The organism is Bacillus changyiensis (assembly GCF_027706145.1).
GTDB lineage: Bacteria > Bacillota > Bacilli > Bacillales > Bacillaceae > Bacillus > Bacillus changyiensis.
Genome location: NZ_JAQFWW010000002.1, coordinates 188,719 through 211,133 on the forward strand (window position 1 = coordinate 188,719; position 22,415 = coordinate 211,133).

The 22,415-nt window shown below is 38.6% G+C and carries 22 protein-coding genes and 1 pseudogene; 7 read left to right on the forward strand and 16 right to left on the reverse strand.

Going from position 1 to position 22,415, the window contains the following annotated elements:
- Position 1: 1 nt before the first annotated feature.
- From PDT38_RS08265 to PDT38_RS19415, 7 genes and pseudogenes are all read right to left on the reverse strand, one after another.
- Entirely contained in the window at positions 2-343 is a 342-nt protein-coding gene (locus PDT38_RS08265) for a toprim domain-containing protein (protein WP_270800454.1), read from the reverse strand.
- Between the two features lie 515 nt (positions 344-858).
- On the reverse strand, positions 859-1,242 hold the full coding sequence (gene gcvH / locus PDT38_RS08270; protein ID WP_270800456.1) for a glycine cleavage system protein GcvH: 384 nt from the start codon (positions 1,240-1,242) through the stop codon (positions 859-861).
- Positions 1,243-1,301: 59 nt separating this feature from the next.
- Positions 1,302-1,658 (reverse strand): arsenate reductase family protein, encoded by a 357-nt coding sequence (locus PDT38_RS08275; protein ID WP_270800458.1) that lies wholly within the window; start codon positions 1,656-1,658, stop codon positions 1,302-1,304.
- A 123-nt stretch (positions 1,659-1,781) separates the two neighbouring features.
- Positions 1,782-3,566 carry an acyl-CoA dehydrogenase family protein gene (locus tag PDT38_RS08280; RefSeq protein WP_270800460.1) on the reverse strand — a complete coding sequence of 595 codons (1,785 nt, stop codon included), beginning with the start codon at positions 3,564-3,566 and terminating at the stop codon, positions 1,782-1,784.
- Positions 3,567-3,585: 19 nt separating this feature from the next.
- Positions 3,586-4,761, reverse strand: a complete 1,176-nt coding sequence (locus PDT38_RS08285) for an acetyl-CoA C-acetyltransferase (protein ID WP_270800462.1) — start codon at positions 4,759-4,761, stop codon at positions 3,586-3,588.
- 10 nt (positions 4,762-4,771) lie between these two features.
- Positions 4,772-7,162 (reverse strand): 3-hydroxyacyl-CoA dehydrogenase/enoyl-CoA hydratase family protein, encoded by a 2,391-nt coding sequence (locus PDT38_RS08290; protein ID WP_270800463.1) that lies wholly within the window; start codon positions 7,160-7,162, stop codon positions 4,772-4,774.
- A 211-nt stretch (positions 7,163-7,373) separates the two neighbouring features.
- Positions 7,374-7,598, reverse strand: a pseudogene (locus tag PDT38_RS19415) (DUF3221 domain-containing protein); the annotation flags it as partial.
- A gap of 344 nt (positions 7,599-7,942) precedes the next feature.
- On the opposite strand from PDT38_RS19415, the gene PDT38_RS08295 reads away from it, so the two are divergent.
- Genes PDT38_RS08295 through PDT38_RS08305 form a run of 3 tightly spaced genes read left to right on the forward strand, consistent with a single transcriptional unit; the run spans position 7,943 to position 8,736 of the window.
- A complete protein-coding gene (locus tag PDT38_RS08295) occupies positions 7,943-8,104 on the forward strand; it encodes a YuzL family protein (protein WP_270800465.1) in 162 nt (53 codons plus the stop codon).
- A 37-nt stretch (positions 8,105-8,141) separates the two neighbouring features.
- Entirely contained in the window at positions 8,142-8,393 is a 252-nt protein-coding gene (locus tag PDT38_RS08300; protein ID WP_270800466.1) for a hypothetical protein, read from the forward strand.
- A gap of 10 nt (positions 8,394-8,403) precedes the next feature.
- On the forward strand, positions 8,404-8,736 hold the full coding sequence (locus PDT38_RS08305) for a spore coat protein (protein WP_270800468.1): 333 nt from the start codon (positions 8,404-8,406) through the stop codon (positions 8,734-8,736).
- A 32-nt stretch (positions 8,737-8,768) separates the two neighbouring features.
- Here PDT38_RS08305 and PDT38_RS08310 read toward each other — a convergent pair whose 3' ends face one another.
- From PDT38_RS08310 to PDT38_RS08330, 5 genes are all read right to left on the reverse strand, one after another.
- Positions 8,769-9,701 carry an RtcB family protein gene (locus tag PDT38_RS08310; protein WP_270800469.1) on the reverse strand — a complete coding sequence of 311 codons (933 nt, stop codon included), beginning with the start codon at positions 9,699-9,701 and terminating at the stop codon, positions 8,769-8,771.
- A 333-nt stretch (positions 9,702-10,034) separates the two neighbouring features.
- Entirely contained in the window at positions 10,035-10,253 is a 219-nt protein-coding gene (locus PDT38_RS08315) for an RtcB family protein (RefSeq protein ID WP_270800471.1), read from the reverse strand.
- A 294-nt stretch (positions 10,254-10,547) separates the two neighbouring features.
- Positions 10,548-11,366, reverse strand: coding sequence for an ABC transporter ATP-binding protein (locus tag PDT38_RS08320; RefSeq protein ID WP_270800472.1), 819 nt, complete (start codon positions 11,364-11,366; stop codon positions 10,548-10,550).
- Between the two features lie 20 nt (positions 11,367-11,386).
- Positions 11,387-12,439: a FecCD family ABC transporter permease gene (locus tag PDT38_RS08325; protein WP_394356246.1), complete on the reverse strand. Its 1,053-nt coding sequence runs from the start codon at positions 12,437-12,439 to the stop codon at positions 11,387-11,389.
- Positions 12,436-13,437 (reverse strand): FecCD family ABC transporter permease, encoded by a 1,002-nt coding sequence (locus tag PDT38_RS08330; RefSeq protein ID WP_270800474.1) that lies wholly within the window; start codon positions 13,435-13,437, stop codon positions 12,436-12,438. The genes PDT38_RS08325 and PDT38_RS08330 overlap by 4 nt, the downstream gene beginning before the upstream one ends.
- 146 nt (positions 13,438-13,583) lie before the next feature.
- Between PDT38_RS08330 and PDT38_RS08335 the strand changes: the two genes are divergently transcribed.
- Positions 13,584-14,555, forward strand: a complete 972-nt coding sequence (locus PDT38_RS08335; protein WP_270800476.1) for an ABC transporter substrate-binding protein — start codon at positions 13,584-13,586, stop codon at positions 14,553-14,555.
- Positions 14,556-14,598: 43 nt separating this feature from the next.
- Here PDT38_RS08335 and PDT38_RS08340 read toward each other — a convergent pair whose 3' ends face one another.
- The 3 genes from PDT38_RS08340 to PDT38_RS08350 all read right to left on the reverse strand — a co-directional run bounded on the left by PDT38_RS08340 (position 14,599) and on the right by PDT38_RS08350 (position 18,097).
- A complete protein-coding gene (locus PDT38_RS08340; RefSeq protein ID WP_270800478.1) occupies positions 14,599-15,036 on the reverse strand; it encodes a YusW family protein in 438 nt (145 codons plus the stop codon).
- A gap of 68 nt (positions 15,037-15,104) precedes the next feature.
- Positions 15,105-16,862 (reverse strand): M3 family oligoendopeptidase, encoded by a 1,758-nt coding sequence (locus PDT38_RS08345; RefSeq protein WP_270800480.1) that lies wholly within the window; start codon positions 16,860-16,862, stop codon positions 15,105-15,107.
- A 77-nt stretch (positions 16,863-16,939) separates the two neighbouring features.
- Positions 16,940-18,097, reverse strand: coding sequence for a D-alanyl-D-alanine carboxypeptidase family protein (locus PDT38_RS08350; protein ID WP_270800481.1), 1,158 nt, complete (start codon positions 18,095-18,097; stop codon positions 16,940-16,942).
- A gap of 239 nt (positions 18,098-18,336) precedes the next feature.
- Between PDT38_RS08350 and PDT38_RS08355 the strand changes: the two genes are divergently transcribed.
- Entirely contained in the window at positions 18,337-18,801 is a 465-nt protein-coding gene (locus PDT38_RS08355; protein ID WP_270800482.1) for a Dps family protein, read from the forward strand.
- A gap of 37 nt (positions 18,802-18,838) precedes the next feature.
- On the opposite strand, the gene PDT38_RS08360 is transcribed toward PDT38_RS08355, so the two are convergent.
- Entirely contained in the window at positions 18,839-20,185 is a 1,347-nt protein-coding gene (locus tag PDT38_RS08360; protein WP_270800483.1) for a S1C family serine protease, read from the reverse strand.
- Between the two features lie 223 nt (positions 20,186-20,408).
- On the opposite strand from PDT38_RS08360, the gene PDT38_RS08365 reads away from it, so the two are divergent.
- Both PDT38_RS08365 and PDT38_RS08370 read left to right on the forward strand, forming a co-directional pair.
- On the forward strand, positions 20,409-21,077 hold the full coding sequence (locus tag PDT38_RS08365) for a response regulator transcription factor (RefSeq protein WP_270800485.1): 669 nt from the start codon (positions 20,409-20,411) through the stop codon (positions 21,075-21,077).
- Entirely contained in the window at positions 21,074-22,414 is a 1,341-nt protein-coding gene (locus PDT38_RS08370) for a sensor histidine kinase (RefSeq protein WP_270800486.1), read from the forward strand. The genes PDT38_RS08365 and PDT38_RS08370 overlap by 4 nt, the downstream gene beginning before the upstream one ends.
- Position 22,415 lies beyond the last annotated feature (1 nt).

Here is a 22,415-nt window from a genome sequence, read left to right on the forward strand (position 1 = left end):
ATTATAAAAACTTTGCATATACACGAATATTTGCTCTTAAAAGAATATCTGCCAAATGATCGTTTGGAGCAGAAGCGACTTCTTTATAAACTTTGTCAATGTATATGTGAAAAGCTTCTGGTAGCTCTCTCTTTAGCTGTTTACGGAGTTTTTCACCGGACTCATCAGCATCTACCAAAATATAAACGTCTTTTTCATATAGATCCTCAGCCAATTCATCAAGTCTTGTTAAACTAATCGTTCCATTTGTACAAATAATGTCAACAGGTTCGTCAATTAGCTGTTTGATTTTAAACTTATCAGATTTCCCTTCGACAATGACAACTTTTTTCGATTCCGTCATTTCATCACAACCTCATAAAGAAATTCACGTCCATTGCCTTACCGCTTGTCTATAAGACTGTGGTTATTTATTACATTTTATTCAAAGTATCTTTTAGAGTAAAAAACGTAGTGAGAGTTATCGTAGTTAAGTAAGAAAGCGTTGCAAATCGATGATCAAAAACTGCACCATTCCACATGACGGTGACATATGTTAACGTTTTATATTGATAAGTTTACAAATCTGTAAATTGATTCTTTCAAAGAAAACTTCTTGCCTTTTTATCATTTACACTTTCCTCAATTTTACAATTAACCGATTAGCAAATATCTTTGTTTGGCATCTGTAAACATTAGTCTTCAGTATATTATTTAGACAGAAAACATCATGAAGTAAATATCCGTCGGTTTTAATTTGACGTTTACCCATATCCTTTTGGCGGTCAGTGAATACCTGAAAATTTAAAAAAGAGGCATGACGTGATGGATGCCATACCTCTTTTTTAAATGAACCATTCTGTAAGAGTTTCTTATCAATCAGTCTTCTTTTATCATGTCATCATATTGTTCAGCGGTCATCAGTTTGTCGATTTCAGTTGAATCAGCTGGCTCAACGACAATCATCCATGCTTTTTCGTAAGGAGATTCATTGACAAATTCAGGGCTGTCTTCTAATTCCTCATTGATTTCAATGACTTTCCCATTAATTGGAGCATATAATTCAGAAACAGTTTTAACAGACTCTACACTTCCAAAAGGCTCGTCTGCTTGAATCTCATCCCCGACTTCAGGCAGTTCAACAAAAACGATATCACCAAGCTCTGACTGGGCAAAATCTGTAATACCGATTCTTACTGTATCCCCTTCTGTTTTAACCCATTCATGTTCTTCAGAATAACGTAATTCTTTTGGTGTGCTCATGTTTACCCCTCCATATATAATTAATTAAGCTTATCTTGAAGATACCATAATATAATCCACTATAACCAGTATGTCTTAAACTGATTTTCATTAAAACCGATTGTCACCTTCTGACCATCTGTTACAATTGGACGTTTAATCAACATTCCATTAGAAGCAAGCAATTCAAGTTGCTCATCTTCAGACATTTGTGGTAGCTTATCTTTTAAACCAAGTTCTCGATATTTTTGCCCGCTTGTGTTGAAAAACTTTTTCAGGTTAAGACCGCTGTTTTGATAAAGCTCTTTTAATTTCTCTTTGCTCGGTGGCTGTTCAACGATATGTATATCATGTACTTCTCTTCCGTTGTCTTCAAGCCATTTTTTCGCTTTTCGGCATGTTCCGCACTTCGGGTACCAATAAAAGTCCAGTGCCATATATTCACCCCTTATCATTTATCCGAGGCTATTTTAACATAGATCTTTTTAAAAACCTAAGACGTTGCTTAGCTATTCATAGCTAAAAAACCCCGCTTACAAAAGCAGGGTTTTCTCTTATTGTTAAACGATATATTTTTCTGCTTCAAATACACCTTTAGCCGCCAAGCGTTTTTTCTCAATGACATTGACAGGTGTAAAGCGTGTCAGTTTTCGAAGAGCGGAAAGCATCATCCGTAGCGTATCTCCTGATTGTGTAGCAATGATCGATTCTTTCGCATGGCTTTCAATCTCGTAAAGAGCTTCCTGTGTAAATATTTGTGTATAAAGGATCTTTTGACGGTTTTTCTCTTCTCCTTCAGCCAAAATTGCTTTTTCAGTTCTTAAAATAGCTGATTCCATCGCATATGCTTGACTAACGATATCGGCGATGTTGACAAGAATTTCTTGTTCCTTTTCAAGATCCTTGCCATATTTCTGTGCAGCTAAACCTGAGACTAAAAGTGCGATTTTTTTAGCGTTTTTCAGGATATATTTTTCTTGCTCTAACACGCCGTCACCCGGTTCTTCAGGCATCATCATCATCAGCTCTTCCTGCAATGCCTTAGCCTTCTCTAATAGTGGGAGTTCTCCTTTCATTGCTTTTTTCAAATAAGTTCCTGGAACAATAAGGCGGTTGATTTCATTGGTTCCTTCAAATATTCGGTTAATTCGGGAATCACGATACGCCCGCTCTACTTCGTATTCTTGCATGAATCCATATCCACCATGGATCTGGACCCCTTCATCAGCTATATAATCAAGTGTTTCAGATCCAAACACTTTATTCAGTGAGCACTCAATCGCATATTCAGCAATCGATTTTGCCACTTGTCTACCATCTTTTTGCTCTTCTTCAGACAGCATTCCCATCTTATCTTCAAAAAGTCCGACTGTCCGGTAGACAGAGCTTTCCATCGCATATAATTTTGAAGCCATATTGGCAATTTTTTCACCGATTAAGCTGAAACGGGAAATCGGTGTCTTAAATTGACGGCGTTGATTGGCATAAGCAGCTGACAATTCAATCACACGTTTAGAAGCCCCAATGGTTCCGACAGCTAATTTATAGCGACCGATATTGAGGATATTAAAAGCGATGACATGTCCTTTTCCCGGTTCTCCTAAAAGGTTTTCTTTCGGTACTTGTACCTGATCTAAAATGAGTGTCCGGGTGGAAGATCCTTTAATCCCCATCTTTTTCTCTTCCGGTCCAGTTGAGACACCAGGGTAGTCTTTTTCAACAATGAAAGCTGAAAAATGTTCTCCATCAATTTTCGCATAGACAACAAACACATCAGCAAAGGCGGAGTTTGTAATCCATTGTTTTTCTCCGTTCAGTATATAGTGTGTTCCTGCTTCATTTAAGACTGCTGTCGTTTTTGCTCCCAGTGCATCTGAACCAGATCCCGGTTCAGTCAAGGCATATGCCGCAAACTTTTCACCTGATGCTAGTGTTGGAAGATATTTTTTCTTCTGCTCATGTGTACCAAAGAAAACAATTGGCAATGTCCCAATTCCAACATGTGCTCCATATGACAATGAAAAACTGCCTGCTCTTGAGAATTTCTCAGTGATTAAAGCTGAGCTAATCTTATCAAGACCAAATCCACCATACTCTTCAGGAACATCCGCACCAAGAAGTCCTAGTTCCCCCGCTTTTTTTAGAAGTCTGACAGAGTGATCAAAGTTGTGTTCTTCAATTTCATCAACATGTTCCAGAACATCACCAAGAATATAATCTTCTGTTGTTTTCGCAATCATCTTATGTTCTTCTGTGAAGTCTTCCGGTGTAAACATTTGATCAGGTGTGACCTCTTCTATTAAAAAGGCGCCGCCTTTTTTCATTTGATCCTTTGTTGTTTCCATGTTCCCATCCCCTTTATGTTTAAACTAACTCAAATACTCCTGCTGCTCCCATACCGCCACCAATACACATTGTTACAACTCCAAATTGCTCGCTTCTCCGTCGCATTTCATGAAGTAGTGTAAGTGTCAGCTTTGTCCCTGTACAGCCGAGTGGATGCCCTAATGCAATTGCTCCGCCATTTACATTTACTTTTTCTTCATCAATGCCTAGCTCTCTAATGACTTGTATGGATTGCGAAGCAAATGCTTCATTCAATTCAAATAAGCCAATATCTTTTAATTCTAGACCTGCTATCTTCAATGCACGCGGTACTGCTTCTATCGGACCGATTCCCATCACTTCCGGTGGAACGCCGCCAACCGCAAAGGAACGGAATTTAGCAAGCGGTGCCAACCCAAGTGCATCTGCTTTTTCTTTGTCCATAATCATCAACGCAGCCGCTCCATCACTTGTTTGCGAAGAATTCCCTGCAGTGACCGTACCTTTCGCAGAGAAAGCGGGCCTTAATTTTGCAAGGACATCTTTAGTTGTCCCTGGTCTTACGCCTTCATCAGTAGCAAATGTAAACGTTTGTTCTTTTAATTTATGATTTTCATCAACATGTCTGAGTGTAACTTCAACCGGGACAATTTCATCAGAAAATTTTCCCTCAGCAATTGCCTTAGCCGCTTTTTGATGGCTGCTAACAGCAAAAGCATCTTGATCTTCCCGGGAAACACCATATTTAATGGCAACTTGTTCAGCAGTATGCCCCATACTCATGTAATATTCAGGAGCCGTTTCTGCTAACGCGGAATTTAGTCTGATACTATGGCCCATCATCGGGACTATACTCATTGATTCTGCTCCACCGGCAATGACCGTGTCCGCTGCCCCAAGCATGATTTTTTCGGCTCCATATGCAATTGATTGAAGTCCTGAAGAACAGTATCTGTTAATGGTAACGGCCGGCACTGTGTGAGGCAGACCTGCTAGTGCCCCAATGTTCCGCGCCATATTTAAGCCTTGTTCAGCTTCTGGGGTAGCACAGCCAATAATTAAATCATCAATGTTCCCTTCATATTTGCCCGCTCTTTTTAATGTTTCTTTAACAGTGAGCGCACCTAAGTCATCGGGACGTACTGTTCTCAATGAACCTTTTTTTGCTTTTCCAATCGGGGTTCGAGCTCCCGACACAATGACTGCCTCTCTCATTTTATCCCTCCTAATTACGCAAAGGTTTGCCTTTTACAAGCATATGCTGCATTCTTGCCTGAGACTTCTGTTCACCCACAAGGCTCAGAAAAGCTTCTCTTTCCAAGTCTAGTAAATATTCTTCTGATACTTCTGTTCCAAAAGAAACTCTGCCGCCGGCAATCACAAATGCCAACTTTTTTGCAATTGTCATATCATGATCAGAAATGGCCCCGGATAGTTTAAAAGCCTCTGCTCCAAGCAGGAGAGCAGCATAACCCGTTTCACCAGTAACCGGAACTTTTTGTTTCACTGGCGGACGATAGCCATTTTCGTGAAGTGTCAGTACAAGCGATTTAGCATCATATAAGAGGTGATCCTGATTCATACTAATTTGATCTTGCACAGTTAAAATATTGAGTTCTCTTGCTTCATGGGCTGAAGTGGACGTTTTCGCCATTGCAATTTTTTCAAATGTTTGGTTTGCTGCCTGTTGAAGGTCGACAGACATCCCTTCTGGGAACCCTTTTAAGTGGTTCAAATACAGTTCTTTATTACCTCCGCCTCCTGGGATCAAGCCAACACCAACTTCAACAAGACCCATATAGGCTTCACTTGAGGCTTGAACACGTGCAGCAGGGAGGCATACCTCAGTTCCCCCTCCAAGTGTCATTCCAAATGGTGCTGCGACTACTGGTTTAGAACTGTATTTCACTTTCAGCATCGTCTGCTGGAATTGGCGGATGATCATATCAATTTCCATAAAATTATCATCCTGAGCTTCCATGAGCATCATAGCTAGGTTAGCACCGACACAAAAGTTCTTGCCTTGATTTCCAATGACTAGCCCTTTATAATTGGCATCCACTTCATCAAGTGCATATTTCAGCATTTGAATGATATCTAGCCCGATTGCATTGCTTTTTGAATGAAATTCTAATAGTGCTACATCATCGCCTAAATCTATTAAACTAGCACCGCTATTTTTTTTGATGACACCTTTTGTCTCTTTGATCGAAGAAAGATAAATATTTTTCTTATTTTCTTCTAAAGCCCGGTATTCGCCAGACTCGATATCATAGAAAAAGGTTCTGCCATTTTCTCTTAAATAAAAAGATTTATGCCCTTTTTTAAGCATTTCTTTGACCCAGTTCGCTACTTGCCATCCATCAGCTTCAAGTTTTTGAACAGATTCTTTCACACCGATGCTGTCCCAGATTTCAAACGGCCCCTGTGACCAACCAAATCCCCATTTCATCGCCTTATCAACTGCTACTACGGTGTCAGCGATTTGACCAGTCAAGGCTGCTGAATAAACAAGTGTTGGCGCTGTGGTTTTCCAAAGCAAAATACCCGCTTTATCATCCGAATAGATAAGCGCTTTCATTCTTGCTCCATTGCCCTTTAGCTGTTTGGCAGCTTCAAGACCAGGTGTTTTTAATTTTTTTCGCTCTCCATATGTCATTGTCATTGGATCAAGCTCAAAAATGTCTTTTCCTTCTTTTTTATAAAAACCTTGCTTTGCTTTACTACCAATCCAGCCATTTTCCAGCATTTTTTCGACAAACTCTGGTATCCGGAAAATCTTCTTCTCTTCTCCTTCAACTTGATCATAAACATTTTTAGCTACATGGGAGAATGTATCAAGACCGACGACATCAAGTGTTCTGAATGTCGCACTTTTCGGACGTCCGATGAGAGGCCCTGTAATCGAATCGACTTCACCTATTGTATATCCGCCTTTAAGCATTTCCTGAACTGTAACAAGGAGGCCATATGTTCCAATGCGATTGGCAATAAAATTTGGTGTGTCTTTCGCTTCAACGACCCCTTTTCCAAGCACATCCTCGCCAAATCCTTTCATGAAGCACAATACTTCTGGATCTGTTTCATCTATTGGAATAACTTCAAGCAATTTCAAGTAGCGAGCGGGATTAAAAAAGTGTGTCCCTAAAAAATGCTTTTTAAAATCTACAGATCGTCCTTCCGCCATTTGTTTAACGGAAATACCTGAGGTGTTACTACTCACGATACTGCCCGGCTTTCTGTACTGGTCAACTTTGGCGAACACTTGCTTTTTAACATCCAGATTTTCAACAACAACTTCAATAATCCAGTCAGCTTCTTTTATTTTTTCAAAATCATCTTCCATATTTCCCGTTGTAATATAGCTGATGTTTTTCTTAGAAGTAAGCGGAGCCGGTTTTTGTTTAAACAGCTTTTTTACTGCTGTCTGAGTCAACCGATTTCGCACATCAGGGTCATGAAGGGTGCGTCCTTTTTTCTCTTCTTCTTTCGTGAGTTCTCTTGGAACCATATCGAGCAATAAAACAGGAATGCCAATATTGGCTAAATGCGCTGCAATTCCCGATCCCATCACTCCGGATCCAATAACAGCGGCTTTTCGAATATGCTTGACCATGAAAGATCCTCCCTACCTTTGAATGAATACTCATTCATTTTTGCTTAAAAAAAATAAACTCCCCTGTCTTCTACCATCTTAAAAGATTTTTGAATCAAGTTCAATAGCCTTGAGGAAAATTTCAGAAATTTTTTAGAAATTAGCGTAACATGTCTATAACAGGAGCCCTTTTAAAATCAAACGAATATTACTAACTATATTCTTACAATTTTTAAAATTTATAAATTGTTGCTTGAGGCGGGTTTGATTCTTTAAGCACTTGAAACCATACTTTTACTTTCTGCCTCTTTTTGATGTTTTCTTTGTTTTTTATTTCACTAATCCCCAACAATATCACGTTGTTTTTATACTTTTCAAGAAGCTCTTTTTTTGTTAAATCATAATGCTCTTTTTTGGGGTGATTCTTACTCTCAACAAGGATTACTCTACTCCTTCTTTGAGCATAATATAGCCCACAATGCTTTGTCCCTCTTTATGATATTCTGTTGATTGATATCCAGTTAGTACTGGAATGATAACTTATACAATACACCGTCTTCTTTCCTGATATTTAATTCTTAAAATGATTTTATAATTTGAAAGATGGTTTCTTTTAAAAATTCATTCGACCTTTGGGGTATCACACACAATGAGTTTGAGCGAATGTAATAGAAAATCACAGCAAACTTGTTATATTAAGACACCAAGTGTGAAATGACGTAATAGCAATATTTATATTGCCACCATCCAATAACATGTTTCAAAACTTTTTGGACATTCTATACATGAGGAGGTGACGGCATGGTACGCGAACGAAAAAATCCTTCTGCAGCTGCAATCAGCGCAGCCGCTATGAAGGGAAATGCAGGTCCTGATTACAAAAAGGAAGATGCCGGAGGTAAACAGTCAAGCCAGAACCAGCAGTATAAAAAAGAGTATATGGGCGGTCATGACCATGAATAAAACAAAACATGATTTTAAAAGGTAAAGGAGAATGAATATGCAAAATCAACAACAAATGACAACCCCACCGTCTGTCATTTCTACAAAAGATCATTTGTACTTAAAAGATATGTTGAACTGGAATTTGCTTGCCATGAAAAAAGCCCATTTTATGGCTGAGCAATGTCAAGACCAGTCCCTAAAAACAGAACTTGAGCGGACAGGACAAATGCATCATAACCATTACAATACGATCTTGGAACAGCTCCGTTCAAATCAAAGCGGAAACCAAACAGTCTATATGCAATAGGAGGCCTATCATGAATCAACAAAAAATCGGCAATCAAGAAACACCTGTACCTAATACAAGCGCCATGAATGACCGAGATTTTGTCAATGAATTACTAACAACCGAAAAATATATCACATCTTCATATTCTACTGCACTGAATGAACTGAGCCATGAGACGCTTTATCAAAAGATACAGCCTCTTTTTCATGAAGCGCAAAATACACAGCGAAGATTATACGATATGATGTTTCAATATGGTTGGTACAACATTGAAGCTGAAGACGCAATGAAAATTGAGCAAACTTATCAGCAGTTTCAGTCTACCCTTCAAAACCAATCACCATATCAAAATAATCAATAGTAGAGACCGGAAAAAATCCGGTTTCTTTACATTTAGTGAGCTTTATAATTATAAAGAGGTTTAATGATTTTTTGAATTGATAAGGCGTTTTCTGTATTGGTGATGATTTCTTCCATTGGTTTGTATGCCATTGGACTTTCATCGAGTGTTTCAGATACAACAGAAGTACTCCAAACCTCTTTCATTGTCAACTGAAACTCATGTAGTGATAAGTTCGCTTTTGCTTTTGACCTAGACATCAAGCGTCCTGCACCATGAGGCGCTGAGTAGTTCCAGTCTGGGTTTCCTTTTCCTTCCGCAATTAAACTACCATCCCTCATATTCATTGGAACAATGACTCGTTCCCCTTTTTGTGCTGAGATTGCCCCTTTACGTAAAATCATGTTTTCTATATCAATATAGTTATGAATGGTTGTGAATTCATCAATGATATGCCACTCCATATGCCGTACAATCTCTTCAATCATTGCTTTGCGGTTTAAATCTGCATATTTTTGTGCAATTGCCATATCATGCATATAAGCTGCAAAGGAATCACCTTCTAAATACGCTAAAGCCTTTTGTATTTTGGGGCTATTCATTGAGTTTAGTGTTTCTTGAATTTCACTTACGCGTCCTTCTTGTTTTATATCTTTCATTTCCATTAGTTCTTGATAAGCTAGATCTTGATAATATTCTGCAATTTGTTTCCCCAAGTTTCGGGAACCACTATGAATAACAATTGCTACTTTATCATCCCATTCATTCAATTCAATAAAATGGTTGCCTCCTCCAAGTGTTCCAATTGACCTCTCTGCACGTCCTCTATTAATTGGAGCCTGGACATCATCAATATTGACCAAACTTGCAAACCGATGTTTTTGATTTCTGATCCTGAATCCACTAGGGATATGTTTTTGAATAACTTCATCTAGTTGATCAAAATTGACGTCATCTTTATGTTGATCAATGACAGCGAGTGACATCCCACAGCCAATATCGTACTTGATCCTCTAATTTCTTAGGGAGTGGACTATACCTTCACTACAGTCATCGGAGTATGCAGCTCCTACTATAGGCTCGCCGTGTTAATGATTCTATAAATTGAGTGACCTTCCAATGATACATTTGATCTAATCATTGAGCATCAGTATTACCATTTCACTAATATGGAATCATTCTGCACCTAAGTCTGCTAACTTGGTACAAGTCTCTGAACCATTTGGTTATGTCACCATAACCTCTGGCTGCTGATTGCCTTCGTCACTACACGGTCAGGTTTCCAGCAATTGAGCGAGTTTTTTAAAGTTGGAGCCGACTTAGTTAACCCCAACAAGATTTGGCACGATTTTATCTTTAATTGTCATCGTTGTTCCGATTGTACAACCTGCTCCTGCATGTGTATCAGGCATAATTCGAATTTGGCTGCCTTCAACAAAAGACTGATTACATAACTCTATAATCTGTCCCATAGCTTTTTGATCTAAATTGTCTGTAAATACTTTTGCTGAATTGTATTTCCCCTGTAATTCAATCATGATATGTCCTCCGTTTAGCTAATAGAGTTTTTGTCAAGTCTGTCAGTTCAGTTGATATTTTCAATATTTATTTCCTGTATCATCGTCACGATCTGTTATTATGATAGCATTAAAATTGTCTGGTGTTGTGTTTAATCAAAAAGTATCACGCTGGCGTGACACTTTTTGAAGAATTCAATCATAATTTCCCATTTTCTAGATGTCATAATTCCACACACACCGATATCCTCATCCTTACAAACAATAAAAAGCCTACGCAGCGAAAACGAAGCGTAGACTTCCCATGATATGAAATTATGCATGAGATTGAGCGACCTGCTGGACGATACACCTGCCTCTTCCATATGGAATACAATGTGGTGTGCCAAAAAGCGGATCTCTTGTCACTTCACAGTTCATTTCAAAAACATCTTGCACAAGCTGACAGTCAATAATTGCTTCTGGTCTTCCTTCCGCATAGATTTGCTTATCCTTAATGGCCACTAGGTGATGGGCATAACGACAAGCAAGATTCAAATCATGGAGCACCATGACAATTGTGCGTTTTTCATGTTCATTTAATTCAAAAAGAAGATCGAGAATTTCAATTTGATGGGTCATATCCAAATATGTAGTTGGCTCATCCAATAAAATAATACCGGTTTCCTGAGCAAGCGTCATCGCGATCCAAGCACGTTGGCGCTGGCCACCTGATAGTGAGTCAACTGTACGGTTAGCCAGCTCTTCCATATTGGTTGACTTTAAAGCATTTTGAACAGCTTCTTCATCTTTAACTGACCATTGTTTAAGCCAATTTTGATAAGGATAACGTCCCTGTTTGACGAGTTGAAGGACAGTTAATCCTTCTGGAGCTGCAGGCCCTTGAGGAAGAATGGCCAGTTCTTTGGCGACCTCCTTAGTTGGTAGTTTAGAAATAGAGTCTCCTTCCAACAGGACAGAACCGCCTTTTGGTTTCAGCAAACGTGCAAGCGAGCGAAGGAGAGTTGATTTACCGCAGCCATTACTGCCAATAAATACAGTGATTTCACCTTTTGGGATCGTTAAGTTTAATTCATCAATAATCATTGTTTCTCCATAACCTAAGCTTAACGTTTCTGTCGAAATGGCACTCATAAATGAAATCTCTCCTTTTATTAGTTTCTGCTTTTTATTAGCAAGTAGATAAAGTAAGGGGCACCGATCGCAGCAGTGAACACACCAGCAGGCACTTCAACAGGAGAAAACAGGGTTCTCCCGATCAGATCAGCAATCAACACCAATAAACCTCCAATTAATGATGCAATCGGCAAGAGGGCGCCGAATGAAGAACCGACTAGCCTTCTTGCAATATGCGGAGCCATCAGACCGACAAAACCGATAGTTCCGGAAAAAGCAACAGCAACTCCGGCAAAGGCCGTACTAAGTAGCAGGAGCCAAAAACGATGTTTCTCGACATGACTTCCAGCACCAGTTGCCAATTCGTCTCCAAGCGTCAGAATGTTCACATTTCTTGAAACACCGGCGCAAATCAGAAAAAGGACAAGCGTTACCGGTATCAAAATGAGCACATCACTCCAGTTTGATCCATACACTGATCCAGTAATCCAGACATTTGCTTGGGACATTCTATATATTGGTCCTTTTATCATCAAGACAGTTGTCAAAGACTGGGCAAGCATTGAAAACCCGATTCCAATCAAAACTAGCCTAAAAGTTGAAGCACCTTTTTGATAAGACAAAAGATAAACAAGTATCCCAGCAAAACCCGCACCAATAAACGCAGCGACAGGTAGCCAGTTGATACTGACTGTAAGCGCATTGTTTTGATTTGAAAATAACATGAAAAACAAGACAACAGTTACAGATGCTCCGCCCGTAACACCAATAATTTCAGGTGAAGCTAGAGGGTTACGAATCAGCCCTTGAAGTATCGAACCTGCCGCGGCCAGACAAATACCAGCAAACAAAGCTATTAATATCCGCGGCATTCGGAAAGAGGTAATGATCAGTTCATCCCCCGGATCCCCAATCCCCAGAAAAGTCTTCATGACGGCATCCGGAAAAATAAACCGTTCACCAATCCCCGCGCTGAGTATAATAACACAAGCTGTTAGCAGAAATAAGATCATGAACGTTAACAAAGCTTTGCGATGAATTAAAATTGAAAAACTGCCTTCTTTCATTCGGATTGTGCGATAATTCTTCAATTTTTGAACCCCCTTCTTGCAATAAATACAAAAATGGGTGTTCCGATAATGGCTGTCATAACGCCGACTGGCACTTCTTCAGGCATGATCAAGTACCTAGCTCCAATATCAGCAGTAACGAGTAAAATTGCCCCCAACACAGCACAGTATGGGAGAATCCAGCGATGGTCATGGCCAACAATATATTTTGCAACATGAGGTATGACAATTCCGATAAAGCTTATCGGTCCAGCCACAGCCACAGCACCACCGGCAAGTAATATAATTGAAAGTGCCATCAGCACTTTTATCATCCATGTCTTCTGCCCAAGGCTTTTAGCTACATCTTCTCCCATCGTCAACACATTAACCTTCTCAGCTACCAAAAAACTAATGATGAATGCTGCTAAAAGATATGGTGAAACAGAAATGAGTAAGTTAAGATCTCGCCCTTGAACAGAACCAGCCAGCCAAAATAATGCCTGCTCAAGTGCTGCTTCATTAACGGAAAGCATTCCTTGCGTTAACGATGAAAATAATGCGGCCAATGCAGCTCCAGCAAGAGTAAGCTTTAGTGAAGTCATGCCTTCCCTACCAAGGGAACCGACAAAATAGACGATCAATGCAGCAAATGCTGCGCCAAAAAAAGAAATCCACGCGATCGTTTGAAGTGAGCTAATATGAAAGAAAAACAGGGCTCCGACTACAAAGAAGCCGGCTCCTGCATTCACACCGAAAAGAGCTGGTGAAGCAAGTGGGTTTTTTGTTAACGCCTGCATTAAAGCACCGCTAACACCGAGAGCAGCACCAACAGTGGCAGCAATCAGGGCACGTGGCAAACGGACATTTTTTAAGACGAGATGTTCATTAGAGCCGTTAAAGTCTGTAAAAGCTTTAATGGACATTGTCCATGATGTATTTGTATATCCATATACGATACTGGCGCAAATGGAGAAGGTTAGAAGCAAAATAAAAGCTAATAGTGCGATTGTTCTATATTTATTCGTTCTTAAACGCATACATGATTCTCCTACTTGAACTCCATATCTATTGGTTATTGTATCAGATAACATTGATTTTGAAAATCATTTTCAATTAAAGATTGACAACATGATAGCTGAAAATTTATGATCATGATGAGACTTACATTCTAAGGAGGACAACGATGAAAAGATGGTCAATGTTGGGATTTATCACGATATTAGTGATTTCAATACTTACAGCCTGCAACAGTGGCAAAAAAGAAGCGGCTTCAAACAGCGAAGAAACAATCACTGTTAAACATGCCATGGGTACAGAGGATAAGGCACCTGCTCAGCCAAAAAGAGTAGTGGTTCTAACAAATGAAGGAACAGAAGCTTTATTGGAACTAGGGATTAAACCTGTAGGTGCTGTAAAGTCTTGGACAGGTCATCCATGGTATAAGCATATTGAAGCTGACATGAAAGGTGTTAAAGAAGTCGGGCTTGAAGGAGAGCCAAACATTGAAGCGATTGCCGAATTGCATCCTGATTTAATTATAGGTAATAAAATGAGGCACGAAAAAATATATGATAAGCTAAAAAAGATTGCGCCAACCGTTTTCTCAGAAACACTTCGCGGTGAATGGAAAGACAATTTTTCTCTCTATGCAAAAGCGGTAAATAAAGAAGAAAAAGGTAAAGAAATTTTAGAAGATTTTGATCATAATGTCAGAGAATTAAGTGCAAAGCTTGGCGATCAGAAAAAGAAACGAGTAGCGGTTGTCAGATTTATGGCTGGTCAATCAAGGATTTATTATAAAGATTCATTCTCCGGAATTATTTTAGAACAACTCGGTTTTCAATATCCTGAAAAACAGGAAAAGCTGTTTAAAAAACAAGCTGATAAGTTTGCTTTTATGACGGAAAACAAAGAATCAATTCCAGAGATGGATGGTGACATCCTGTTTTACTTCACATATAAACCTGCTGAAAGTAAAAAAGAGGCTTTAACATGGCAAAATGATTGGACAAGTGATCCGTTATGGAAAAAGCTGGATGCTGTAAAATCGAAAAACGCGCATGAAGTTGATGATGCGATCTGGAATACCGCTGGCGGTGTAAAAGCGGCTTACCTGTTTCTTGATGATATCGAAAAATACTTTTTGAAATCTTAAAGTACATGAGGAAAGGAGGCAATTCCCCTTGGAAATGCCTCCTTTATTCTTTGCCTGTACATACTCTTGAAGTTCCATCAGGCCATTTGACTTGTAGTTGGAACTGATCATAGCCGTCATCAAGATTAAAAGCTTCAAGTACATGACGGATGACTGTACGATCTGCATCAGATTTGGCTATTGAAAGCTCACTTAAAATCATTTTCATTTCATGTAAAGCTTCTTCCCCTTCTCGATTCACATCATTCAACTGATCTTCAATCTCCGCAACCTCACCCTCCTGTTTATGATATTTCGCTTTGAAAGTATTATGTTTTCCATTCCCATAATTCACCTTAAGCGTAAACTCAGCAAAGGGTACGGCTTTAATATCTGTAACAGGTGTATCCTCATTCTGCCGTTCTGAAGGTTTTTCAACTGCCGTTTGACAACCTGTCAAGATGATGAGTATAGCAAAACAGGTGATTTTCAATAAGTTCATACAGTTCAGCTCCTATATGGACATTATTCTTAGCTATTTCCCGTTTGCTAAAACTCATGCAGATAGATTTAAGTGATGGCTAAAAATTCTTTGGCATCCTGAACAGCAAGTTGGATTGCATTCTCCCAAAAGTCCGGTTTCGTCAAATCAACGCCGAGATGTTTCATGGCCAAATCTTCAACTGACATTGAAGCTGTATCTTTTAAAAGAGCGATGTACTTTTCTTCAAAACTCCGTCCTTCTTTTAAGGCCATGGCATATATACCGAGTGAAAACAAATAACCGAATGTATAAGGAAAATTGTAAAACGGCACAGAAGTAATATAAAAATGGAGTTTCGAAGCCCAAAAATAAGGATGGTACTCACCTAGTGCCCCGCAATACGCTTCTTTTTGCGCCTCTTCCATCAGCTCATTCAGTTTGTTAACAGGGACGACACCATTTTTGCGTTCTTCATAAAACTGAGTTTCAAACAAAAACCTAGCATGAATATTCATGAAAAATGCAACACTGCGCTGTAATTTATCGTCTAGAAGCACGAGTTTGTCCTGCTCTGAAGTAGCCTGTTTTAATGCAGCATCAGCCACGATCATTTCAGCAAAAGTCGATGCAGTTTCAGCTACATTCATCGCATATGCCCTGTTCAGTGGTCTCACATTACGAATCGCTTCATGGTGAAATGCATGACCAAGCTCATGTGCTAAAGTTGATACATTATCAGCACTGCCAGAGAACGTCATGAATATTCTCGATTGACCACTTTCCGAAAAATTGCTACAAAAACCGCCAGACCGTTTACCGCTCCTATTCTCAGCCTCAATCCATCTATGTTTAAATGCTTTTTCTGTAAAGACTGACAGCTTTTCTCCAAATGTTTCAAACTGGTCAACTATGAAATGGGCAGCCTCATCAAACGAGTATTCCTTAGTATTTTCCCCAAGTGGTGCTTTCAAGTCATACCAGCTTAATCGCTCTAGTCCTAGAAGAGACGCCTTTCGCTTAAGATAATCTGCAAAAGGCTGTTTATGATCGATAATCACTTTCCACATGACATCCAGGGTTTCTTGCTTCATCCGATTGATGTTAAGCGGTTCTTTCAATACATTATTCCAGCCTCTTGCCTTATACACATTTAATCTGAAACCAGCGAGATGATTAAGTGTGCTACTTAACAAGTCAGCATGTTGTTCCCAAGCATGATCAAGGTTTTTCGTAACAGATTGACGGATGTTCCGGTCCGGCTTAGAAGTCAAGTTCTCAGCCTGTCCAACTGAGAGAATTTGCGTTCTCCCGTTTTCTTCGTATGGAATTTGGATTTGATTCATAATACTGTTATACAAACTGCCCCATGCATGATAGCCATCGACAGATAGCCCTTGAATCAAAGTTTCCTGTTCCACTCCAAGCTTTTCTTTGACCCTCATTCTTCTCTCATTTAGTACATAAGCTACCTCAGAAAACTCTTTTTCCTTAAGAATCGTATTCCAGTCTGTTTCTGGTATTTCAGCCAATTTGCTGTCGACAATGACCAAAACTTTATTAAATTCTGCAGAAAGCTGGGTTACTTCAAACTTAAGAGTGTTTGCTTTTAAATCTGTTGTATCTTGGGCTTGCAAACAACTGACAAAAGAGTGTGCTTGCCGAATTTTAACATCAAGTTCCTCCATAAACTCAACTATGCCTGTCAGTTCTTTATCAAAAGTAGTCGCTTTTTCTCTAAAAGAAGCAATTAAGTTTTTAATCTCACTTAAGTAACGTTGAAAGCTTGAAGCATTACTTCCACCTTCAAAGAAAACATCCAGATCCCACGTATCTTGTAAAGCCATTTCCCATCCCCCTTTACCATAATAATTATATTATAAGATACAATTTCCTTTTATGTAAAAAAAGGACGCCTAGCGCCCTATAATTGTCTCAGTTTTTTCACTACATAACTTATCGCCAATAAGCCAAAAAAACCGGTTAAAAACAGGAAAAGTCCGCCGCTTTTAAGAGGCTCTCCTTCATGTACAGCAGCTCGATCAGCAGATAACCCTCCGTTTTGAGAATGAGCTCTAATATTCACAGATTGAATGAGCCGTCCATCCTCTCCTTTTATATTCAGTGTGCCATCGCGGTCTAACACTTCTGATATTGTTTCCCCTTTCTTTTTTGTGACAAATAAGCGGTTTTTCAGATCAAGTCGTTTTCCATCCTGGTCTTTAAACTGTTTACCTTTTTGATATGCAACAGTTTCAAAGTGATTGAAACCTCCAGCTAAAAGTGTTTTTGTATCATTGTACATCATCTTGTGGCTATCAGCTTTCATAACAACTGCTATCAAATCGAGATCACCTTGTGTAGCCGTTGTCACTAGCGTGTGTTTTGATTGATCAACATACCCGGTTTTCCCACCGGTTATTCCTTGAAAATGAATCTCTCCTGTCAACATTCGATGATGATTTTTCAATGTTGTTTTCCATGTTTTTCCCTTCCAAGCCAATTGCTTTTTCGAAAAAAGTTCTCGAAAGGTTTTGTTTTTCATGGCATATCTTGTGATTTTGGCCATATCAGCGGCTGTTGTATAGTGATTTTTGTCAAACAACCCGTGTGGATTTGTAAAATGAGTGTCATGTGCTCCAGCCCGTTTTGCCACAAATGCATTTACCTCATCTGCAAACTTTTTATCACTACCACTCACATATTCAGCAATCGCCGTTGCAGCATCATTACCTGAATTCATTAATAATCCTTGAAGCAACCGTTTTAATGGAACTGTTTCTCCTTCTTCCAAATATACACTTGTCCCTTCTGTATCAGCTGCTTTTTTGCTAATTTTAACTTTATCTTTTAAATTCCCTTTTTCAATCGCATAAATGGCTGTAGCAATTTTTGTTATACTGGCAGGATACATTTTTTTGTTGCTGTTTTGTTTAAACACAACTTGTCCGGATTTTGCATCAATTAAAATTGCAGATTCACTTTCAATATGAAAGTCATTTTGGTCTCCAGCTTGAGCGGACTTGTGTATAAGCATAGTCATACATAGTAAAGCACTCAACAAAAGGATTTTTTTAGCCATTGTCTCACCTTGCCTTTAGAATAATGCTTTCGTCCCTAAAATCAAAAACTAAAAATAGGACTTTTAGCACTTTATAAATTCTATCAATTGTTTATAACCAATGACAAGTTTTATTTCATGCAAATACACTTTTCTTATTCAGTCGCACTTATTTATAATTATTATAATTTAATATTGATTATAAATAAATCTGTGATATAATATGGTTAAGAAACAAAAATTTGAGGAGGAGTATGGACATGATCACACAACAGTTAACACAACAAAACTTTACACTTGAAACGACTCTGAACACAAATCTATCAAACTGGTTCATCCTCTACACAAAGCTTCACCGTTTTCATTGGTATGTGAAAGGACCACAATTTTTTACACTACATGAGAAATTTGAAGAACTGTACAATCATGCCGCTGAAACAGCTGATGTAATCGCTGAGAGATTGTTAGCAATCGGTGGACAACCGCTTGCTTCAATGCAACAATTTCTTGAGCACGGTACAATTTCAGATTGTGGAACAGAAAAAACAGCAGATGACATGGTATCTTCATTAATCAGTGATTACCGCAAGATTTACAAGGAAACTCAAGATTCAATTAAACTTGCCGAAGAAAAATCAGATCATGCTACTGCCGACATTTTAATTGGCTTAACAGAAGAAATCGATAAACAAGTTTGGATGCTTTCTTCATTTTTAAATGAGTAATGTTGACAAGCCATGGCAATCTGCCATGGCTTATCGTTTAAGATTTGCTCTTCGTTAGCTTTGCCTTCAACGTTTTTTTCTTTCCGTCTCTTAACACTTCAAATGTAACATTGTCACCTGTTTTAGTTTCTGTGTAAAGAATTTTTCTGAGATCAGCAGTTGTTTTAATCGCTTTTCCATTCATCTTCACGATGACATCGCTAGATTTTATACCCGCTTTTTCCGCCGGTGATTTTGATGCCACTTTATCGACATATACACCTTTGTTCAACTGATCTCCAAAGAGGCTGAGTGTATTCTTTTGGTATTGCTCAGGAACCTGATCCATATCAACCATTTGGACACCTAAATATGGCCGCTCTACTTTTCCTTTATTCAGAAGCTGATCAACAATGGGACGAACATCATTACTTGGGATTGCGAAGCCAAGTGATTCAACACCGCTTTCACTGATCTTTAAGCTGTTAATACCGATTACCTGTCCGCTACTGTTAATCAATGGACCACCGCTGTTTCCTGGATTAATCGCTGCATCTGTTTGGAGGACATTCATTTCAAATTGCCCCTCAGATGTAGGGACTTCGATTGTTCGGTTTACACCACTAATAATTCCTTGTGTAACAGTTCTGGAAAACTGTAGACCGAGTGGGTTACCAATGGCGATCACTTTCTCACCAGCACGCAGCTTTGAAGAATCACCAAAACTTGCAATTTTGTCGACACCTTTTGAATTAATTTGTAAAACAGCTAGATCTGCTAAAGCATCACTGCCGACGATTTTAGCCTCTACTGTTTTTCCGTTAAACAAAGAGATTTTGACCTTTGAGGCACCTTCAACTACATGGTTGTTCGTAATAATATAGGCTTTATTCCCCTCTTTTTTAAAGATAACGCCTGAGCCTGTTCCGCCTTGCTCGATTTCATCTTCAGAAAAGCCAAAACTAGATTGGATGTTTGAAACTCCAACAATCGTTGACTCTAAATCTTTGACCATATCGGCAAAATTATCCGCATCTGTAATCGGTTTAGATGTAAAATTCTCCTCTTGTTTTGGTTTTTCTGAACTGACAGCCTGCTCCTGATGATCATGAGGCAAAAAAGGCATGACACCCAAAACAAGACCGCCTCCAATAATCCCTCCTAAAATCGGGCTCATCCATGATGCGATCCGCCGTTTTTCTTTTACAGTTCTTGTCTCTCTGGAATTCTCCAGTGCTACTGCTGTCTCTTGTTGAGAAATGCTTGATTGACTCCCAATCGTTTCTGAGTTTTCGGCCTGTTCCTCTGCAACGTGCTCTTCAGAACTTTCTGCTTGCGATATTTTAAGCTCATCTAATGGCTGCTTATTTTCATTGTTTCCTTCATCATTGTTTTTTAAGTCCATAAGCGTACACTTCCTTTATTATTCTTGTCTTCAACTATTTTTTATGGCAAAAGTTTTAACTATCATTAAAAAATGTTCCATTCAATATTGCTACCTTTCTTCCCTAATGATAGCCTACACAAATGTTATGGGATAAATATTAAAAAAATATGTGAAATTATGAAAATGGACCAGACTTATGTTAAAACTAGTATAATGACGTAGAGAAAGGATGTGAACCCGATTGTCATATACCATTTATCTAGTTGAAGATGAGGAGAATTTAAATGAGCTGCTGACAAAATATTTGGAGAATGAAGGTTGGCACGTCACTTCTTTTCTAAATGGTGAAAGCGCCCAACCATATATTTGTCAGTCGCCTCATTTATGGATTCTCGATATTATGTTACCAGATATCGATGGGTATACGCTAATAAAACAAATAAAAAATCATGATTGTAATGTCCCTGTTATTTTCATTTCAGCACGTGATGCGGATATTGACAGGGTTCTTGGACTTGAACTTGGAAGCAGTGATTATATTTCCAAGCCTTTTCTCCCTAGGGAACTGATCATCCGTGTTCAAAAGCTTCTTAAGCTCATTTACAAAGACGAAACTCAGAAAAAAAGAATCACAGTTTCTTCATATGAAGTCAACGAAGATTTGAGAGAAGTTTATGAAAATGGCAAAATGATTAGTCTGACATCAAAAGAATTTGATCTCTTGCTTTTTTTCACGAATCATCAAGGTCGAGCCTTCTCAAGGGAAGATATTTTGACAGAAATCTGGGGAGACGATTATTTCGGAACTGATCGAGTTGTTGATGATCTTGTGAGAAGACTGCGAAAAAAAATGCCGCATCTAAAAATCGAAACGATTTATGGGTTTGGATACAGGATGTCAAAATCATGAAAAATAAGTCACTTGCTTTTCAAATTTGGACGGTAATCTGCGGGATATTATTAACGATCTCTATTTTATTATTGATTTTATTTTCAACTACATTGCGAAACTTTTTTACAGATGAAATCTATACAAATATTGAAAATGAACAGCATGTCCTAACCGAATATAGCTTTTCTCGTTCTCTTGAAAGGGGGTTTGATGATGGAAACGGTTCACGCAGTGCCAACCGCTATGTACAACATATCATCCTCCCAGAGAACGGAACTCAATATCCACAGGTTCTCCCTCGTTCATTTATAGAAAAAGTTCAAACACTTGGGAAGAATCAGGAATCAGAGTCAAAAAGGTACTCTGAAAAGGTGGATGGGGAGTATGTTTTCTTTGTACTAAAGAAAATTCCAACTGATCATCAAACATATCTTCTGTTATCATATGCCCTTGATTCATACAGAGATGATTTATCGTTTACGCTGTTTAAACAGCTTTTATTTATTTTAATTGGTGTCATTTTGCTCAGCTGGATACCTTCCATATGGCTGGCAAAATATTTATCCAAACCTTTAGTCACACTTGAAAAACACGTTAAGCGTATTTCGACACAAGATTGGGATGATCCAGTTGTGGTTGATAGAGAAGATGAAATCGGAAAGCTCGGCCATACGATTGAAGATATGCGGCAAAAACTCATTCAAAAAGATGAAACAGAGCGAACGCTTCTACAAAATATTTCTCACGACTTAAAAACACCTGTGATGGTCATCCGCGGATATACACAATCAATCAAAGATGGCATCTATCCTAAAGGAGATTTGGAAAATACCATTCAAGTAATTGAAGGCGAAGCTGAAAAACTAGAAAAGAAAATAAAAGATTTACTTTATCTCACAAAACTTGATTACTTGTTAAAACAGGAAAGGCATTATGGAAGTTTTAATATACAAGAAGTGATAAAAGAAGTGATTGAACGTTTGAAATGGTCTAGAAAAGAATTAAGTTGGAAGGTACAACTGGAAAAAAGCACAATGATGACTGGTGATCAAGAGCAATGGAGCAAGCTTATGGAAAACGTTCTTGAAAACCAAATCCGTTATGCAGAGTCTATCGTCGAGGTTAGTATGAAATCGACAAAAACATGTATTTCCATCAAAATAAAAAATGATGGTCCTCACATTGAAAAAGAGATGCTATCCAATCTATATGAGCCTTTTAATAAAGGGAAGAAAGGCGAATTTGGAATTGGACTTAGTATCGTTAAACGAATTTTAACACTCCATCATGCAAATATGGAGATTCATAATGACCAAACCGGTGTTTATTATTTGATAACCGTTCCAAAACAATAGA

Excerpts from the sequence above, each read along its gene's own strand:
- PDT38_RS08305 (WP_270800468.1), top strand. The coding sequence starts at position 8,404 with ATGAATCAACAAAAAATCGGCAATCAAGAAACACCTGTACCTAATACA.
- gcvH (WP_270800456.1), bottom strand. The coding sequence starts at position 1,242 with ATGAGCACACCAAAAGAATTACGTTATTCTGAAGAACATGAATGGGTT.
- PDT38_RS08345 (WP_270800480.1), bottom strand. The coding sequence starts at position 16,862 with ATGGCTTTACAAGATACGTGGGATCTGGATGTTTTCTTTGAAGGTGGA.
- PDT38_RS08315 (WP_270800471.1), bottom strand. The coding sequence starts at position 10,253 with ATGATTGAATTACAGGGGAAATACAATTCAGCAAAAGTATTTACAGAC.
- PDT38_RS08265 (WP_270800454.1), bottom strand. The coding sequence starts at position 343 with ATGACGGAATCGAAAAAAGTTGTCATTGTCGAAGGGAAATCTGATAAG.
- PDT38_RS08340 (WP_270800478.1), bottom strand. The coding sequence starts at position 15,036 with ATGAACTTATTGAAAATCACCTGTTTTGCTATACTCATCATCTTGACA.
- PDT38_RS08360 (WP_270800483.1), bottom strand. The coding sequence starts at position 20,185 with ATGGACTTAAAAAACAATGATGAAGGAAACAATGAAAATAAGCAGCCA.
- PDT38_RS08335 (WP_270800476.1), top strand. The coding sequence starts at position 13,584 with ATGAAAAGATGGTCAATGTTGGGATTTATCACGATATTAGTGATTTCA.
- PDT38_RS08275 (WP_270800458.1), bottom strand. The coding sequence starts at position 1,658 with ATGGCACTGGACTTTTATTGGTACCCGAAGTGCGGAACATGCCGAAAA.
- PDT38_RS08290 (WP_270800463.1), bottom strand. The coding sequence starts at position 7,162 with ATGGTCAAGCATATTCGAAAAGCCGCTGTTATTGGATCCGGAGTGATG.
- PDT38_RS08350 (WP_270800481.1), bottom strand. The coding sequence starts at position 18,097 with ATGGCTAAAAAAATCCTTTTGTTGAGTGCTTTACTATGTATGACTATG.
- PDT38_RS08355 (WP_270800482.1), top strand. The coding sequence starts at position 18,337 with ATGATCACACAACAGTTAACACAACAAAACTTTACACTTGAAACGACT.
- PDT38_RS08320 (WP_270800472.1), bottom strand. The coding sequence starts at position 11,366 with ATGAGTGCCATTTCGACAGAAACGTTAAGCTTAGGTTATGGAGAAACA.
- PDT38_RS08370 (WP_270800486.1), top strand. The coding sequence starts at position 21,074 with ATGAAAAATAAGTCACTTGCTTTTCAAATTTGGACGGTAATCTGCGGG.
- PDT38_RS08330 (WP_270800474.1), bottom strand. The coding sequence starts at position 13,437 with ATGCGTTTAAGAACGAATAAATATAGAACAATCGCACTATTAGCTTTT.
- PDT38_RS08295 (WP_270800465.1), top strand. The coding sequence starts at position 7,943 with ATGGTACGCGAACGAAAAAATCCTTCTGCAGCTGCAATCAGCGCAGCC.
- PDT38_RS08300 (WP_270800466.1), top strand. The coding sequence starts at position 8,142 with ATGCAAAATCAACAACAAATGACAACCCCACCGTCTGTCATTTCTACA.
- PDT38_RS08310 (WP_270800469.1), bottom strand. The coding sequence starts at position 9,701 with ATGTCACTCGCTGTCATTGATCAACATAAAGATGACGTCAATTTTGAT.
- PDT38_RS08285 (WP_270800462.1), bottom strand. The coding sequence starts at position 4,761 with ATGAGAGAGGCAGTCATTGTGTCGGGAGCTCGAACCCCGATTGGAAAA.
- PDT38_RS08280 (WP_270800460.1), bottom strand. The coding sequence starts at position 3,566 with ATGGAAACAACAAAGGATCAAATGAAAAAAGGCGGCGCCTTTTTAATA.